10 protein-coding genes are annotated in these 16,914 nt (G+C 59.8%); 7 read left to right on the top strand and 3 right to left on the bottom strand.

Features of this window, described 5'->3' with window-relative positions; all coding sequences use genetic code 11:
* Positions 1 to 17 precede the first annotated feature (17 nt).
* Positions 18 to 1,124 (bottom strand): Gfo/Idh/MocA family protein, encoded by a 1,107-nt coding sequence (locus Pan181_RS16745; RefSeq protein WP_145248356.1) that lies wholly within the window; start codon positions 1,122 to 1,124, stop codon positions 18 to 20.
* A gap of 194 nt (positions 1,125 to 1,318) precedes the next feature.
* On the opposite strand from Pan181_RS16745, the gene Pan181_RS16750 reads away from it, so the two are divergent.
* Complete coding sequence (locus Pan181_RS16750; RefSeq protein WP_145248358.1) at positions 1,319 to 1,714, top strand: response regulator transcription factor; 396 nt, start codon at positions 1,319 to 1,321, stop codon at positions 1,712 to 1,714.
* 78 nt (positions 1,715 to 1,792) lie between these two features.
* Entirely contained in the window at positions 1,793 to 2,344 is a 552-nt protein-coding gene (locus Pan181_RS16755) for a methylated-DNA--[protein]-cysteine S-methyltransferase (RefSeq protein ID WP_145248360.1), read from the top strand.
* A gap of 89 nt (positions 2,345 to 2,433) precedes the next feature.
* Here the strand turns inward: Pan181_RS16755 and Pan181_RS16760 are convergent, their stop codons facing one another.
* Positions 2,434 to 5,424 (bottom strand): DUF4332 domain-containing protein, encoded by a 2,991-nt coding sequence (locus Pan181_RS16760; protein ID WP_197528433.1) that lies wholly within the window; start codon positions 5,422 to 5,424, stop codon positions 2,434 to 2,436.
* Between the two features lie 444 nt (positions 5,425 to 5,868).
* On the opposite strand from Pan181_RS16760, the gene Pan181_RS16765 reads away from it, so the two are divergent.
* From Pan181_RS16765 to Pan181_RS16785, 5 genes are all read left to right on the top strand, one after another.
* The gene (locus Pan181_RS16765) at positions 5,869 to 7,347 is read left to right on the top strand and encodes a circularly permuted type 2 ATP-grasp protein (RefSeq protein WP_145248364.1); all 1,479 of its coding nucleotides are present in this window, start codon (positions 5,869 to 5,871) and stop codon (positions 7,345 to 7,347) included.
* 25 nt (positions 7,348 to 7,372) lie between these two features.
* Complete coding sequence (locus Pan181_RS16770; RefSeq protein ID WP_231943621.1) at positions 7,373 to 8,329, top strand: alpha-E domain-containing protein; 957 nt, start codon at positions 7,373 to 7,375, stop codon at positions 8,327 to 8,329.
* 144 nt (positions 8,330 to 8,473) lie between these two features.
* Entirely contained in the window at positions 8,474 to 11,944 is a 3,471-nt protein-coding gene (locus tag Pan181_RS16775; protein WP_145248368.1) for a transglutaminase family protein, read from the top strand.
* Positions 11,945 to 11,993: 49 nt separating this feature from the next.
* The gene (locus tag Pan181_RS16780; protein WP_197528434.1) at positions 11,994 to 14,570 is read left to right on the top strand and encodes a circularly permuted type 2 ATP-grasp protein; all 2,577 of its coding nucleotides are present in this window, start codon (positions 11,994 to 11,996) and stop codon (positions 14,568 to 14,570) included.
* Between the two features lie 20 nt (positions 14,571 to 14,590).
* Positions 14,591 to 15,472, top strand: coding sequence for a transglutaminase family protein (locus Pan181_RS16785; protein WP_145248372.1), 882 nt, complete (start codon positions 14,591 to 14,593; stop codon positions 15,470 to 15,472).
* A gap of 32 nt (positions 15,473 to 15,504) precedes the next feature.
* On the opposite strand, the gene Pan181_RS16790 is transcribed toward Pan181_RS16785, so the two are convergent.
* The gene (locus Pan181_RS16790) at positions 15,505 to 16,872 is read right to left on the bottom strand and encodes an alanine/glycine:cation symporter family protein (RefSeq protein WP_197528435.1); all 1,368 of its coding nucleotides are present in this window, start codon (positions 16,870 to 16,872) and stop codon (positions 15,505 to 15,507) included.
* Between the last annotated feature and the right edge of the window lie 42 nt (positions 16,873 to 16,914).

A 16,914-nucleotide genomic window follows, 5' to 3' on the forward strand; every position in this document is an offset into this window, starting at 1 on the left:
CTGGCCAACTCGCGAGCCTACTCCGGCAGGCGCCGGATCGTGCCAGGCACGACTGGCTCGTGGGTGTTAGCGCTATGGATGGCTGCGTAGCAAAGTGCGAGGCCGCGCAGGTTTTGTCGTGCGTGATTCTCGGGCGTGCGCTGCTGCTCGATGGCTAGCAGTAGTTCGCCCATGGTGCCGTGGAATCCATCGTTGAACCACTGCCCTTCGGTAACGGGACGCCACTCCCCGAGGGAGTTCGCAACGATCACCTGTTGGTGGTTGTCGTCGATGCCCTCGGAACGGACGTTGCCGGTGGCCCCGAGCACGTAGGTAGTATCGAGGCTCTTGCCGGGGTTGCAGCCGTCGAACACAAGCGTCGCCTGGGCGTGCTCGTACTCTACCAGCACCTGCCCTAGCAGTGGAGTTTGCACCTGCTGCTCGGTGCTGCAGGCCACCGACGCAAACACTCGCACCGGACCTTCGTCCCCCATCAGCGTGGCCAGCATGTCGAACCAGTGGATCGCGTAGTCGTAGAGCACCAAGTGAGGAATCTGCTCGAACGGGCTTCCTTTCACCCAACCATGATTCCAATGAATCGCAAAGTGCACCGCGACGACGGGACCGATCCACCCCGTGCGGACCACTTGCCGGATGTAGCTGAAGTGCGGAGCCCAGCGGGCGTTCTGGTTCACCGCGAGTTGCAAGCCATGCTCGTCGGCAATCTGGGCGAGTCGTTCCCCCGCGTCGAGATCGGTGACAAACGGCTTCTGGCTGAGCACGTGCTTGCCGGCCCGCAAGGCGGATTCCATCAACGGCACCCGCTCACTTGGGTGGGTCGCAATATCGACCACCTCGATATCCGGATTCGCGAGCAGGTCTTCCAGGCAGTCGTAAACGATCGCCTGAGGAAAAAATTGGTCACGGCGATCCGTCGCCCGGGAGCGGTCGATGTCGAAGAATCCGCGAACTGGATAACCAGCGTCACAATACGCCTGCAAGTGGTGCCGGGTGATGCCGCCGCAGCCGACGAGTGCGATTCCAGGCCGATAACACTGCGGATCCTGGGGTCGATAGGGCAACTGCAGTGCTTCGAGCGGACTGGCGGCTGCCGATTGAGGAGGTGTTTTGGAGGAATCGCACATGGTTTTACGTGTGAAATTGCGCAAAAGCTGCAAATCGCAGAGGCTGGCTAATGATTCGGCGGTTTTCCACGGAGACCGGTAGGGCGTTTCCAAATGGGCCCATAACGGATATACATGGTTGTTTGATCCTCGCCGGACGGATTGGTCGCACGACACCAGCCGGCACTCCCGCAATCGTAACCGTTGAAATCGAAATGGCGAAAGACACCAAGGCGGAATCCGACAAGAAGAAGCGCATCCTTTTGGTGGATGACGACGCCGAAATCATAGAATCGCTGCGTCTGGCCCTGCAGGCCAAGGGGCACGAGATCTTGGTCGCCCGCGATGGCAACCAAGGCTTGGCCATCACCGAGCGCGAAGATCCCGACCTGGTGATCCTCGACATGATGATGCCGAAGCGGAGTGGTTTCCTGGTGCTCGAGAAGCTTCGCCGCACCCGCGAAAACCCGCCTCGCATCATTATGATCACGGCCAACGAAGGCAGTCGCCATAAGGCTTATGCCGAGATGCTGGGTGTCGACGACTACATCCGCAAACCGTTCCCCATGGATCGGCTGATGGCCAGCGTCGATCGTCTGCTCGGGCTGTAGCCCTGGCTGCTGAGGCCGACGCACTCGTACTTGTAGCTTTCCCGCTCGTCGGGACGAACCAGTAAGTGGAGACGAACCGTGCCTCAGACCAAAGCCCCTGTATCCACTTCTCAGTCGCTTTGCGAAGCGGTTGCCTTCGAGACCGAACTGGGCTGGATGGCCGTCGGCGTGACGAACGACCGCTTATCACGCGTGATCTTCGGGCAACCGACGTTCGATGCGTTGATGGAGGTGGTATCTGCCGAGCGCATGCAACTGGTCGACCAGGACGAGCTCAGCGACTGGGTGGGCGATCTCTGTTGCCGGCTACGCTCGTTTGCCGCTGGTGAGTCTTGCGACTTTGCCGACATTCCGGTCGACACCGACCACCTCACGAGCTTCGGCCAAGCGGTGGTCGATGCCTGCCGTGCGTTGAGCTGGGGCGAGACCCTCTCGTACGCCGAACTGGCCGCCAAGGCTGGCAGCCCCGGTGCAGCACGGGCGGTTGGCAACGTGATGGCCAATAACCGGCTTCCACTGGTGGTACCTTGCCACCGCGTGCTCGGATCGGGCGGGCACCTGGGAGGCTACTCCGCTCCCGGCGGACTCGTGACCAAGCGCCGCCTGCTCGATGCGGAAGCAGTCGCATAGTTCGATTGCGGAAAGTAAACAGCGGCTCGTTGCGCGTGAGTCTCAGGGAAATCGATCGTCCCGTGAGCACACCGACCGATAACTCCCCGCTAAGCGGCTTCTAACTCTCGACGATTCTCCGCCCAGTAGATCCACTTCTTCACGCGTGCGAGGTCGGGTGCTTCGCCATTGCGAAGAGCACGGGCTCCTTCGGGCGTGGCGAGGTACGACTTGGCGAACTCCAGCAGGTCGCTGGCTTTCGCCGAGGCAATTCCCTCGGGCGTCGTGAATCCACAGCCGACGATCACCTGCACGTCGCGAGCCAGAAGCTCGGGCACTCGGCACATCAGTTGAGCCTGGTGTTGCCAGGTCACCAATGTTTCGGCGTTGATATGGCGAACGTCGAGCGATTCGGCCAAGGCATCGCAGTCGGCCGACAACAGGTCGGCAACCGTCTGCACGCCCACCTTCTGCAAGCGTTTCGCGGTCTTGGGACCGATGCTAGGAGCATCGACCACCGGGCTCTTGCGCGACAATCGGAATCGCAGCGGCCGCTCTTTGCGACTCGGAACCGCGCGGCGCGTGCCGTTGGTCGAACTGCGTCGCCGCCCGTTCGGTGCGGGTGCTTGGCTGACCTTTCGCGTGGTGCCATTGGCCGTGCGACTCGCATAGGGAGTGCTGGCCCAACGTGCGCGGGTGCTACCCGCGTTCGCAATCCAACGAGACACTTGGCGAAGGCCCATGCCTTGCCGCGACCGATAGCGCACGCCCCGCGGGCTGGCCAGGTACTCTTCCATCGCTTCGTGTAGCTCTTCCGCATCGGCGTCGGCCAGTTGCTGCAGATTGCGAACCCCAGCGCTGGTGAGCAACTGGGCGTCGTGCAACGTGAGATCGGGTACGTACACCAGCATCGCCACGTGTGTTTGCCACAGCTCGACGATCGAACCAGAGATCCCCGTGCGATCCAAGGCGTGCGACACGTCGTCGGCATCGGCGTCGAGCAGGTCGCGAATCTCGTGAATTCCGATCGCACTGAAGAGCTGCTTGGTGTCTTCGCCAAACACGGCAAACCGGTCGATGGAGTCGTCCAGCGACAGCGCACAACCGTTGTCCTCTTGATCCTCTTCTACTTCGATCGGCGTGGTAATGGTCTTCGCCTGAAACGCCCGCAGGCCGGTGGTCACCGGTTCACTGGTAGAGGGAGTTTGCGGACCACCAACGGTCAGGATGGCTTGCCCCGTCGAGCGGAGTCGATCGACCACCGCGGTCGACGAGGTGGAGACCAGCACCTGATGCCCTGCACGACCGAGGTCCTGCAGCACCAATGCCAGGATCGCCGATTCCGCTGCGGGGAGTTCGGCAAAGGGATCGGCCACCACCAGCGGCAGGCGGAGCCCCCACTGGGCAACACCGGCCACGGCGGCCAGCTGCAGGCTGATCGATAGCAACCGGCGGTCGACTTCGTTCAGATCCGACTGCCGAATGGTGCTGCCGTGACGATTCAGCACGGTGGCCTGCCGGCCACCTTCGGCGAGACGAACTTCACGCAACCGTCCATCGCTGAGCTTGGCCAGAATGTCCGAGGCCCGCCAAGGTGCGACCGAGTAACCGATGGTCGACGCCGAACGCGGGGCGTGAGTTTCGATTCGCCGAGTAACTTCGTCCAAATCCTGACGCAGTTGCACCAGGTTGGCATCGTTCATCAGTTCCGCACGCTCATGATGCAAGCGATCACGGCGCGACAACAGGGAGTGGATGTGGCGGTCGGCTTCCTCCAACTCCCCGGTCAGATCGCCCCGCTGATTCTCCAGATCTTCGCGCAACCGCTGCCAGTCCTTAGGCAACGCTTGCACGTCGAGACCCTCGACCTTGTTGCGTGCCCGCGAAGTCCGCATCCGCGATTGCCGACGATCGAGCAGGTGATCGATCGTCGCCCGCAGTTCCTGTTGCGAACGCTCGAGATGCGCGGCTTCGAGCTTCAGTTGGTCCATGGCTACCGCAGCTTCGTACTGCTCGACCAGCCCGGCCAGTTTCTCGATCTGCTGGCCCAGCGTATCGACCAACGGATGCAGCCGGGCGTGCGTATGGCGGCACAGGCAGGCGTGTGAATCGCTCGGCCGAGCGTAGCGGGCGACCTCGCTATCGAGATCTGCCACCAGGCGGTGGGCCACCATGATCGCCGCCCGCTGGTCGGCCAACGGCAACAGCGGCGACGAATCATCGGGATGCCGCTGCGAGAGCTGCTGACGAATCTGGGCTTCGCGAGCTTCAAGCTCGGCCAGGGCGCGACGCCACTTGGCAATCTCCTCGTCGAGATCGGCCAGTAGCGACTGTTGATCTTGATGGTACGCCTCGTCGGCGGTGCGCCCTACGAACTCCGAGAGTTCGTGGTATCTCAGTTGGGTTTCCAGTTCGGCCAGGCGGGCGAGTACTTCGTCGAGTTCGTGCTGGCATTCCGCATGGCGATGCTGGGCAGCATCGTACTCCAGGCTTAACTCGCTGATGGCCGCCTCGAGGGCCTCGCTGCTGCGCCGTTTTTCGGCAAGCAAGAGTTCAATCTGATGCGACAACCGATCGCGCGTGGTGAACAAGTCGCTCGCATCGTGGGGGATGTCACGACTCTCCACGTGCTCGGGATGCACCCGCTCGATCCGATGCAGCTCGGTGGCTAGTGATTCGGAAAGCAACCACTGCAGTTGATCGTCGTCGCTTCGTCGCAGCACCAACAAGCGAGCAGCCACTTCAGGCGACAAGCCCTTGAGCAACTGCCTAGCGGTCCCGGGCTGGGCATGATGACCTTCGAGCGGGGCCACGGTGAGCCGAGGCTCGGTGTAAGTGCCGCGATTCGCACGGTCGGCGTGACGCTCCATACGGAAACGTCCCAGACTACTATCCACGTCGACATAGCCTGGGTGATCGTGCACGATGGCATCGCGATCGCAAACACGTGCACCGTACAGCACATGGCCGACGAGATCGGCGAGCTGACGGGCCAGGAGCGGTTGGCGCGCGTCGACCACGTTCAGTCCGTTGGTCAGGTCGAGCGCAATACGGGGGTCTTGGCCTTCGTAACGATCGAAGGCGAGGTGTTGGATCTTCATCGCCGGGCTTTTCCTTAAATCCCAATCGGGCCCTTGCATCCATGCGGGGGTAGTGGCCAACTCGGTTCGCAAGACGAACATCGAGTCGCGCCAGCGGGGCGGCGGCACCAAGGGGGAGAGTGCCTTTTTGGTTAGGGTATCCGAAGCTACCCAAAATCGATGATTTCAACAACGTCGATTGGTCGATCCGTCACCAGGAATAGTGATTGCCAACACCCGCAAACACCTCCCACATTTACGCTTGCACCGCCGAGCGGTACGCATATTGCACTGCTTAATCCGTGTTTGCTAGCTGTATAAAAAATTGCAAAATTACCGTGTTTATGGTTTGTCCAGCGACAAGCTGCCCGGATAATACCCCCGTCGTGCGCAGTTTCTGTGCAGTCGGGAGAGATTGATCGCTTTCGCCACTCGTCTTCCTTCGCAAAACAGACGCCCTATTCGATGAATTACGCCCCTGCTGGCTACGACGAAATGTTCTGTTCCGAGGGCACTCCCCGCGATTCCTGTCGGGAGTTCGTCGCTCGATTGCAAGAAATCCCCGAACAAGAGCTCACCGATCGCCAACAGGCGGCGGAGCTAAACCTCGTAAACATGGGCATCACGTTCAACGTGTATGGTCATGAGGATGGCACCGAGAAGGTGTGGCCGTTCGATCTACTACCGCGGATCATCGATGCCGACGAGTGGAAGCGGGTGGAACAAGGGCTGAAACAGCGAATCCATGCCCTAAATCTTTTTGTATCCGACATTTACAACGATCAGAAGATCCTCAAAGACGGGGTGGTTCCCAAAGAACTGTTGGAGTCGGCGAAGACCATCCGCCCGCAAATGCAGGGCTTCACCCCTACCGAGGGCGTGTGGTGCCACATTTCGGGTGTCGATCTGATTCGCCACGACGATGGCACGATCTACGTGCTCGAAGATAACCTTCGCTGCCCTTCTGGCGTTTCGTACGTGCTCGAAAACCGCGAAGTGATGAAGCGGGCTTTCTCGCAGGTGTTCGAAGGCATGTCGGTAGTGCCGGTGGAAGAGTATCCCGAACAACTGCTGCAAACCCTGCTCGAATGCGCTCCGGCCCATGCGGTGGAGCCCACCGCCGTGGTGCTGACGCCTGGCGTGTACAATTCGGCCTACTTCGAACACACGTTCCTCGCCCAACAAATGGGTGTCGAGCTGGTTCAAGGCTCCGACCTGGTGGTCGACAACGGCTTTGTGTACATGCGGACCACCCACGGGGTGCAGCGTGTCGACGTGATTTACCGCCGGATCGACGACGATTTCCTCGATCCCACCTGTTTCCGCAAAGACTCCTGCTTGGGAGTTCCCGGACTGATCGACGCCTACCGTCGCGGCAACGTGACCCTGGCAAATGCCCCTGGAACCGGGGTGGCCGACGACAAAGCGGTGTACGCCTACGTGCCGCAGATCATTAAGTACTACCTTGGTGAGGATGCCATCCTGTCGAACGTGCCGACCTACTTGTGTTCCGACGACATGCAACGCGAACACGTGATTGCCAATCTCGACAAGCTGGTGGTCAAGCCAACCAACGAGTCGGGCGGATACGGCATTTTGATGGGCCCTCAGGCTTCGGCCTCGGAACGGGCCAAGTACGTCGACCTTATTCGCTCCAACCCGCGAAACTACGTCGCACAACCAATGCTACAGCTCTCGACGGTTCCCACGCTGGTGGACAACCAACTGGAGCCCAGGCACGTCGACCTTCGGCCGTTCGTGCTGTGTGGCAAAGACATTTACGTGATGCCGGGCGGGTTGACCCGTGTCGCGCTAGTTCGAGGCTCCATGGTCGTCAACTCGTCGCAGGGCGGTGGCAGTAAGGACACATGGGTTCTGCGGACTGATGAAGCGCATCAATTGTCCATGAATCATGCAGCCGCCTATGGGGGCGAGCATGCTTAGTCGGGTCGCAGAGGCAGTTTATTGGATGGCACGTTACATCGAGCGTGCCGAAAACGTAGCGCGGTTTATCGATGTCAACTACAACCTCACGCTGGGCGAAGGCTCTGCCCTGGGGCATCAATGGGCACCGCTCATTTATACCACCGGCGACGAAGCCTTGTTCGAGGAACTGTATGGTCAGCCAACTCGGCAGAGCGTGCTGCAGTTTCTTACCTACGACCAGCGTAACCCCAACTCGATTATCTCGTGCGTGAACAACGCCCGTGAGAACGCCCGCAGCGTGCGCGACACGATCACGGTGCCGATGTGGCAACAGATTAATACGTTTTACCTGCTAGTCCGCTCGGCCGCCCGACAAGGGCAACCGCTATCGGATCCCAATGATTTCTGCGACGCGGTGAAGATCGCCAGCCACACCTTGCTGGGGCTGACCGACGCAACGATGTCGCAAAACGAGGCTTGGCACTTTGGCCGCATGGGCATGCTCATGGAGCGTGCCGATAAAACGTCGCGCATTGTCGACGTTCAGTATTACCTGTTGTTACCCACCGCCGAGGAGATAGGCGGTTCGCTTGATGTCGTCCGGTGGTCCGCATTGTTACGGTCGGCCAGCGCGCTAACCATGTATCGTAAACTCTACGGCCGCATAACCCCTACAAACGTCGCCCGCTTCCTGATTCTGGATGCCGAGTTCCCCCGGGCCATGCACTTCTGCCTGGTACGTGCTCAGCACTCCCTTTGTCAGATAACGGGTAGTCCGATGGGAACTTTCAGATTTCAGTCGGAACAGCGTATGGGCCGACTAAGAATGGAACTAGACTACACCAGCATCGATGACATCATTCGCGAAGGAATGCACGAATATATCGACCGTTTTCAATCACAACTGAACGGCTTGGGCTCTGCGATTCACGACGATTTCTTTCGCTTGCACACCGAATCAGCGGAACCAACGCAAACGCAAAGTCAATCGACCTCGTGAGTCTTGGAAACCTGGAAAGATCAGCGCTCTCATAACGATCTCGCGCGCGGTGCTTCGCACCCTGCGTTGGATCAAAGCATACTGAGAAACGATCTTTTCTAGGTTTCTCGATTGCGCTCAAGTTCCACCCCCGATAGAGCATTCATGAGCATCCGCGTCGCGTTAAATCATAAGACCGTCTACCACTACGACCGTCGCATCAATCTAGGCCCGCAAGTCATCCGACTCCGCCCGGCGGTGCATAGTCGTACCCCGATCGAGAGCTATTCGCTGAAGGTCACCCCCGAAGACCACTTTCTGAACTGGCAACAAGACCCGTTCGGAAACTACCTGGCGCGGTGCGTCTTCCCCAATTCGGTGGAAGAGCTGAGCATTGAGATCGATTTGGTCGCCAACCTGGCTTCCATCAATCCCTTCGATTTCTTCCTCGAACCCGATGCCGAGAAGTATCCCTTCGAGTACCCCACCGAGGTGCTCGGCGACCTGAAGCCCTACTTCAACCAGGGTCCGGCGGGGGCAAAGTTCCACGAACTGCTGGCCTCGATCGATCGCACCCCGCGTAAGACGATCGACTTCCTGGTGGAACTCAATCAACGCCTCCAAAACGACATCGACTATTTGGTTCGTATGGAACCAGGTGTGCAAACGCCCGAAGAAACCCTGACGCTCGGTAGCGGGTCGTGCCGCGACTCGGCTTGGTTGCTCGCTCAAACCTTGCGTCACCTTGGTTTTGCCACGAGATTCGTCTCGGGCTACTTGATTCAACTGGTCGCCGACCTGAAACCGCTGGAAGGCCCCGAAGGTCCCGAGGCCGACTTCACCGACTTGCACGCCTGGACCGAAGTCTATCTGCCTGGCGCAGGCTGGGTGGGTCTCGACCCGACTTCGGGCTTGCTGACCGGCGAGGGACACATTCCGCTGGCCTGCACCCCGCACCCCACTTCCGCGGCTCCGATCACCGGTGCCCTCGGTAAGTGCGAGGTGACGTTTGATTTCGACATGTCGATCAAACGGATTCACGAGGATCCTCGTGTCACCAAGCCTTACACCGAAGAGCAATGGCAGAAGATCGAAGCGTTAGGTCACGAAGTCGATCGCCATCTTCACGACGCCGACGTACGACTCACCATGGGTGGCGAGCCTACGTTCGTATCGATTGACGATATGGATGGCGACGAGTGGCAAACCGCGGCGGTTGGTCCTACGAAAGAGAAGCTCGCCGGCGAAATGCTGCTGCGACTCCGTAACCGCTTCGGAAGCCAAGGCCTGCTGCACCATGGTCAGGGCAAATGGTACCCTGGCGAATCGCTCCCCCGCTGGGCGATGCACTGCTATTGGCGAGTGGATGGCGAACCGATCTGGAAGAACCAGGAGTTGTTTGCCCGCACCGATACCGACTACGGTCACACGTTCGACGACGCGCAGCTGTTCGCCCGCACGCTAGCCGAGCGACTTTCGGTGAACGTGGAACACGCGGTGCCCGGCTACGAAGACGCCATGTACTACGCCTGGCGCGAGCGACGACTGCCAGCCAACGTTGACCTGCGAGATTCGAAGCTCGAAGAAATCGAAGAGCGCGAGCGTTTCGCCCGCGTCTACGAGCAAGGCCTCACCACTCCGGTCGGCATGGTGCTACCGCTGCAGTACTGCTGGTGGGATCCCACACCTGCCTGGCGAAGCGGCGAATGGGTTGTTCGTTCGGCGGATATGTTCCTGATTCCCGGCGACTCGCCGATGGGCTTCCGGTTGCCCCTGCAGTCGCTGATGTACGAAGACGAAAAAGAGTACCCCACCAAGTACTTCGAGGCCGACCCCATGGTCGCCCGCCCTGCCCTGCCCAAGCACACCGAGTTTGCCGAGTCGACCTGGCGCGGCAATTCCACGGTGCTCAGCCGCTTCCCACAACAAGCCGCACGCCGGCAAACGCCGGTGCAGCAATACGCGGGCGTCGGCGCCCGAGGTGGTGCTGCTGGCGGTGGTGCTGGTCGCCATGGCGAGGGCAACGGTTCCGGCCAACCACACGATTGGCAAAACAATCCGTCGAGCAGCACTCCTGACGAGTCGTTGGTGTATCGGGCCGATATCCGCTACGACGATCCGGACAACGTGGTACGCACCGCTCTGTGTGTAGAACCTCGTAAGGGCCGACTGCATGTGTTCATGCCGCCGATTGATCGCATCGAAGTGTTTCTCGAATTGATCACGGCCATCGAAGACACCAGCGAGAAACTTGAGATGCCGGTGGTGCTCGAGGGTTACTTGCCGCCGCATGACGCGCGGATCCAGCACATCAAGGTCACCCCTGATCCAGGTGTGATCGAAGTGAATGTTCATCCGGCGAACGACTGGACCGAACTGGTCGACATCACCACCGGCGTGTACGAAGACGCCCGTCAAACCCGCTTGGGCACCGAGAAGTTCGACCTCGATGGCTCCCACACCGGCACCGGTGGCGGCAACCACGTGGTGCTCGGTGGCCCCACGCCGGCCGACAGTCCCTGGCTGCGTCGTCCCGACTTGCTCAAGAGCTTCGTCGCGTTCTGGCACAACCACCCGTCGCTGTCTTACCTGTTCTCAGGTAAGTTCATCGGCCCCACGAGCCAGGCCCCCCGCGTGGACGAAACCCGCTCGGATGCGATTTACGAACTCAACATTGCGTTCGAACAAGTGAAATCGGGCGAGACGATGCCGCCGTGGATGGTGGACCGTGTGTTCCGTCACCTGTTGGTCGACGGCACCGGCAACACCCACCGCTCCGAGTTCTGCATCGACAAGCTGTTCTCTCCCGACTCGACCTCGGGACGCTTGGGACTCGTTGAGTTCCGCGCGTTCGAGATGCCGCCCCACGCCCGCATGAGCCTTACTCAGCAACTGCTCATTCGCGCGCTGGTTGCTCGCTTCTGGGAGAAGCCTTACACGCACGAAATGGTGAGCTGGAATACCACGATTCACGACCGCTGGATGTTGCCGCACTTCATTTGGCAAGACTTCTGCGACGTGATCGACGAGATGAACCAAGCAGGCTTCCCGATCGAATCTGATTGGTTCGACTCGCACTTGGAGTTCCGCTATCCCTACATCGGTTCGTTCACCCAACGCGGCGTCGACATCGAGATTCGTCGCGCGATGGAACCTTGGTACGTGCTCGGCGAAGAACCTGGCGGCGGTTACACCGCTCGTTACGTCGACTCGTCGGTTGAGCGTATCCAGGTGAAGGTGCAAGGGCTTACCGATCCGCGATACATCCTGACCTGCAACGGCCGCACGGTTCCGCTTCACCCAACCGGCACCGAAGGCGAGGCGATTGCGGGAGTCCGTTTCCGCGCTTGGCAGCCCCCGAGCTGCCTGCACCCGACGCTCGGCGTCGACGGCCCCCTGGTGTTCGACCTGTACGACGAGTGGCTCGGCCGCTCGATCGGCGGTTGCCAGTACCATGTGGGACACCCTGGTGGCTTGAATCCAGCGACATTCCCGGTAAATGCGTTAGAAGCTGAGAGCCGCCGGGCGACTCGATTCTTCGCCTTTGGGCATACCCCCGGCCCTGCTACAATAAAGCCTTCGTCGCCGAGCAGGGAATTTCCGTTGACCCTCGACTTGCGACGTGGACGAAACTAATCCGCACCAGCCGGCGCGGCCCAAAACAATGCAGAGTCAACAACAGTCCATGGCGGGACCTCAACCAGCCGCAGTACCCACTGCGAGTGGCCGGGGCGGTCTGTTTGCAGGCTACCAGCCTCACGCGGGCCGGCACGATGAGCTGTTATTAGCGTCCGGCGAGGTCCGCCCCACCTGGGCGAAGTTCTGCTCGCTCATCAATCCACTGGCCAGCGGCGAATTCACCAAGCGTTGGAATCACTCGCAACGCCTGATTTACGAGAACGGCATCTCATACAGTGCGTATGGCGATCTCGACACCAGCGCTCGCCCTTGGGACCTGGATGCCCTGCCGCTACTGCTCGACGAACCAGAGTGGCAACAAGTCTCGGCCGGCATCGCCCAACGTGCGTTGGTGCTGCAGCTAACGTTGGCCGATCTGCTTGGTCCACAGCGGCTGCTATCCGAAGGGGTGCTCCCCCCTGGCATGTTGTTTGGCCACACCGGCTTCCGTTTGCCATTCCACGGCCAGGCGCCTCCCAACGGTTCGTTCCTCCCCTTCTACGCGGTCGATCTAGGGCGTGCCCCTGATGGCCGATGGTGGGTGATGGCCGACCGCACCGAAGCCCCCTCGGGCATGGGCTTTGCTTTGGAGAATCGGGTGGTGATTTCTCGAATGCTGCCCGAGGCATTCCGCGGCTGCAATGTCGAACGCCTGGCTCCGTTTTTCATCAAGTTCAAAGAGAAACTGCAATCGCTAGCTCCGCACGAGCGCGAGAATCCACGCATCGCTGTCTACACTCGCGGTCCGCAGCACGAGAATTACTTCGAAGATGCTTACCTCGCCCGCTACCTCGGTTACAACCTGGTAGAAGGGGACGATCTGGCGGTACGGGACAACACAGTATGGCTTAAGACACTCGACGGGCTGCGTCGCATCGATGTGTTGCTTCGCCGGCCAAACAGCCAATCGTGCGATCCACTGGAGTTCAGCGACGAATCGCAACTCGGCGTCGCCGGGCTGTTGCATTCCGCCCGTAGCGGCGAAGTGGCTGTCGTCAATCCACTCGGCAGCGGGCTGGTGGAGTCGCCGGTGTTCATGGCCTTTTTGCCCCGGCTTTGCAGTTTCTTACTCAAGCAAGACCTGCAACTTCCTGGCGTCGCAAGCTGGTGGTGTGGTGAACCTTCGTCGCTCGACCGCGTGCTGGCCAACCTCGATCAATACGTGGTGATTTCAGCATTTCGCACTCGTGGCAATGGTCACGGGCAGGAACGAGAGTTCAACCAACTCCCCATCGAGAAGCGCCGAGAGCTGATCAAGGCGAATCCCACAAAGTACGTCGCTCAGGAGAAGTTGCAGCTTTCGACTACCCCCACATGGGAAGCAGGAACCGCAAAGCCAGCTCACTTGGTACTACGGACGTTCGCCATCGAGAGCGACAACAACTACCAGGTGCTGCCTGGTGGACTGGCACGCACATCGGCACCAACCGGCGACGGTTTGCTGCCCGTTCCCACTTCGCACGGCAGCAAAGATGCCTGGGTACAGTGCAGCCAACCGGTCGAACAAGTATCGCTGCTGGCAACCCGCGAAGAGCCGGTAGTGATTCGCCGCACCACGGCCGACCTGCCGAGTCGTGTGGCCGACAACATTTACTGGCTGGGTCGGTACATCGAGCGAATCGATGCTGCTGCTCGCCAGCTGCGAACGTTCATTTTGCGGCTCACCAGCGAATCGTCGGTCGGCTCCGACACCACCGCCCGGCTTCTGCTTCGCTCGCTTGCCGCCCAGGGACAAATCGAGCCAGGCTTCGCTCTCGACGACATTCGTCGGCGATTGCCCGATATCGAAACCGCCCTTCCCCGTCAGGTATTCGATCGCCAGCAACCAGGTTCGTTGAGGACTCAGGTCGATAGCATGGTGCACACCGCGTCGCTGGTTCGCGACCGCATGTCGACCGATTCCTGGCGCATCATGGTGCACATCGACCAAACGTTCTGCGAGTCCGACCCCTCGGGCTCAATGGATCTCACCGACATGCTCCACTTACTCAACAGCCTGGTGGCCGACTTGGCCGCCATTCAAGGTTTGAGCGTCGAGAGCATGACCCGCTCGCACGTCTATCGGTTCCTCGATCTGGGCCGACGCCTGGAACGCGGCCTGCAAACGACCGAGCTACTCGATAGTTGCCTGGTAGAGGTAGCGAATCCCACGCAAGACCTCATGGAAGCGGTGGTCGAGATTGCTGACAGCTTGATGACGTACCGCGCTCGCTACCGAGCCAACGTCCAACTGCCGGCCGTGATCGATCTGCTTGTGACCGACGAATCGAACCCGCGAAGTATCGCTTACCAGTTGGTTACCCTTCAGCAGCAGGTGGAAGAACTGCCGGGCAATGTTCGCAAGCCCAGCTACCTGCCGCACGAACGACTCATATTGAAGATGTTGCACTCCGTACGCATGCTCGACGTGGTGCAGGTTTGCGAAGCATTTGCGATGGGTGAACGTCAAGCACTTACTGAGTTGATCCATTCCCTCGATCGCGATCTACAGGGCTTGTCGCGAGAACTATCGCTGCGATACTTGGTGCACGCGGGGCCCTCGCGAAGAATGTCGACCACGGCTCCCGCGGATGAATCAGAGTAAGGTGCTGCTCAACACGTCCTATGAAGTATCGGATTACCCACACCACGAAGTATAGCTACTCCGAACCGGTACCGGTTTGCCAGAACAAACTGCACCTGCTACCACGCACGACCGCCTGGCAGACCTGTGAGAACTATCGCTTGATGGTACTGCCGGAACCAGCGATGGTCGACATCATGGTCGATTACTTTGGTAATGCGGTCGATTACTTCTCGTTGATCGATTCGCACCAGCACCTATCAGTCACCGCGGCGAGTGATGTCGAAGTAACCGCTCCCGACAAAGTGGCCGACCCCGCGAAATCGAAACCGTGGGAAGAAGTCGCCAGCATGCTTCGTAATCCGGCAAGCGTCATGCCAGCGGTGAACCGACTGTTTGCATACGACTCGGACTACTGTCGGGCCGAGAAGGTGTTGGCCGACTATGCTCGCCAGTCGTTTACACCACAGCGACCGATCGTGGAAGCGTGCATCGACTTGACCAAACGCATCTACGACGATTTCGAGTATCGTCCACAGTCGACCACGGTCAACACCGAGGTGGCCGAGGTCTTCGAAAAACGTCAGGGCGTGTGCCAGGACTTCGCCCATCTGCAAATCGCCTGCCTGCGTTCCTTAGGGCTGGCGGCGCGTTACGTGAGCGGCTACCTGCGTACCATCCCCCCGCCGGGCAAGCCTCGCCTGGTAGGCGCCGATGCTTCGCATGCCTGGCTAGCCGTTTATTGCAGTGGCGACGAGCCCTGGATCGACTTCGATCCCACGAACAATGTGATCCCCGAAACCGATCATATTACCGTGGCGTACGGACGCGACTACGGCGACGTCTGCCCGGTGCAAGGCGTGTTTGTCGGCGGCGGCAATCACACGCTCAACGTCTCGGTCGACGTAGCTCCCGTCGGGTAGCTAAGTTCAGAGAGCACTTGGACTAATCCTCGCTAGGCATCTAAGCGGGCGAAGTAGTCCTTCACGGCCGCCATCACCCGCGGCGATAGCAGCAGCACGGCGATCATGTTGGGAATCGCCATCATGGCGAAGGCCGTATCGAGGATGTTCACGACCATGTCGGCCGACCAAATGGCCGCCAGCCCGAGAGCGACGATGTAGAAATAGTTGTACCATTTGCTGCGTTGCGGCCCGACTAGATAAGCACAACACTTACGCCCATAGTAGGCGTAGCCGAACATCGTCGATACCGCAAACAGCACGGTGGTCGTTGCGATGATCCATCGCCCCGATGGACCGAGAACTGTGCCAAACGCGTGGGCAGTGAGAATGACGCCTTCTTTCGAACCACCATCCACGTTCTGCAGATTTACTCCACTCGAAAGAATCACCAGCGCGGTCATCGTGCAAACAATGAGCGTATCGATCATCGGGCCAAGCATGGCAACCAGGCCTTCGCGGACTGGCTCGTCGGTCTTGGCGGCACCATGAGCCATCGGCGCGGTACCGATGCCGGCTTCGTTGCTAAACGCCGCCCGCTGCACGCCGATGATAATCACCGAACCTATCGCTCCTCCTTCCACAGCACTCCAGCCGAATGCTTTGGTGACGATACTCAAGAGCAGATGGGGAATCTCCGGTGCGTTCATCAACAAGATCACCAGCGAAGCAAGCACGTAAAGTACACACATCGCAGGCACCAACTTCTCGCTCCAGAGTGCGATTCGCTTGAGTCCACCGAGGATAACAATCGACACACAAACAACGATTCCGATGGCCGACACCCAATTCGGAACCTGGCTGCTTTCCAGAAGAATCGCGGAGAGTTGATTGGCCTGAAACAGCCCCAAGCACCCGACCAACCCGCACACGGCGAAGAACACCGCGAGCGGTTTAGCCGCCCGCCCGAGCCCGAGTTCGATGTAGTACATCGGTCCCCCCTGGGCGATGCCGTCGGCGTCGATCTTGCGGTACATGCAGGCCAAGGTGCAAGAGAAGAACTTGGTGGACATACCAACCACTGCGGCCACCCACATCCAGAAGATAGCTCCTGGGCCCCCTTTCGAAATCGCGATGGCAACGCCGCCAATGTTGCCCATGCCGATCGTCGCCGCCAGGGCGGTCGATAAAGCGGCCAAATGGCTGATTTCGCCGGGATCGTCGGGATCGTCGTATTTGCCTCGCAGGATCGCGATGGCGTGCCAGAACCGCATTAGCGGGATGCCGCGTGACATGACTGTCAACACGAGCCCACCGCCGATGAGCAACGCGACTAATGGGATGCCCCAGGCATAATCGACCGCAATGGTGGTCGCGTTCTCAAACTGTTGCATCAAACTGGGCGGAGGGGCATCTTTCATGTGCCCAAGCGTAGCCAGTAGCGTGTGCTCATGTCAACAAAT

This window comes from Aeoliella mucimassa, assembly GCF_007748035.1.
GTDB lineage: Bacteria > Planctomycetota > Planctomycetia > Pirellulales > Lacipirellulaceae > Aeoliella > Aeoliella mucimassa.

Bases quoted from the DNA above. Each gene is read 5' to 3' on its own strand.
- Pan181_RS16790 (WP_197528435.1), bottom strand. From the start codon at position 16,872: ATGAAAGATGCCCCTCCGCCCAGTTTGATGCAACAGTTTGAGAACGCG.
- Pan181_RS16750 (WP_145248358.1), top strand. From the start codon at position 1,319: ATGGCGAAAGACACCAAGGCGGAATCCGACAAGAAGAAGCGCATCCTT.
- Pan181_RS16775 (WP_145248368.1), top strand. From the start codon at position 8,474: ATGAGCATCCGCGTCGCGTTAAATCATAAGACCGTCTACCACTACGAC.
- Pan181_RS16765 (WP_145248364.1), top strand. From the start codon at position 5,869: ATGAATTACGCCCCTGCTGGCTACGACGAAATGTTCTGTTCCGAGGGC.
- Pan181_RS16760 (WP_197528433.1), bottom strand. From the start codon at position 5,424: ATGAAGATCCAACACCTCGCCTTCGATCGTTACGAAGGCCAAGACCCC.
- Pan181_RS16780 (WP_197528434.1), top strand. From the start codon at position 11,994: ATGGCGGGACCTCAACCAGCCGCAGTACCCACTGCGAGTGGCCGGGGC.
- Pan181_RS16785 (WP_145248372.1), top strand. From the start codon at position 14,591: ATGAAGTATCGGATTACCCACACCACGAAGTATAGCTACTCCGAACCG.
- Pan181_RS16770 (WP_231943621.1), top strand. From the start codon at position 7,373: ATGGCACGTTACATCGAGCGTGCCGAAAACGTAGCGCGGTTTATCGAT.
- Pan181_RS16745 (WP_145248356.1), bottom strand. From the start codon at position 1,124: ATGTGCGATTCCTCCAAAACACCTCCTCAATCGGCAGCCGCCAGTCCG.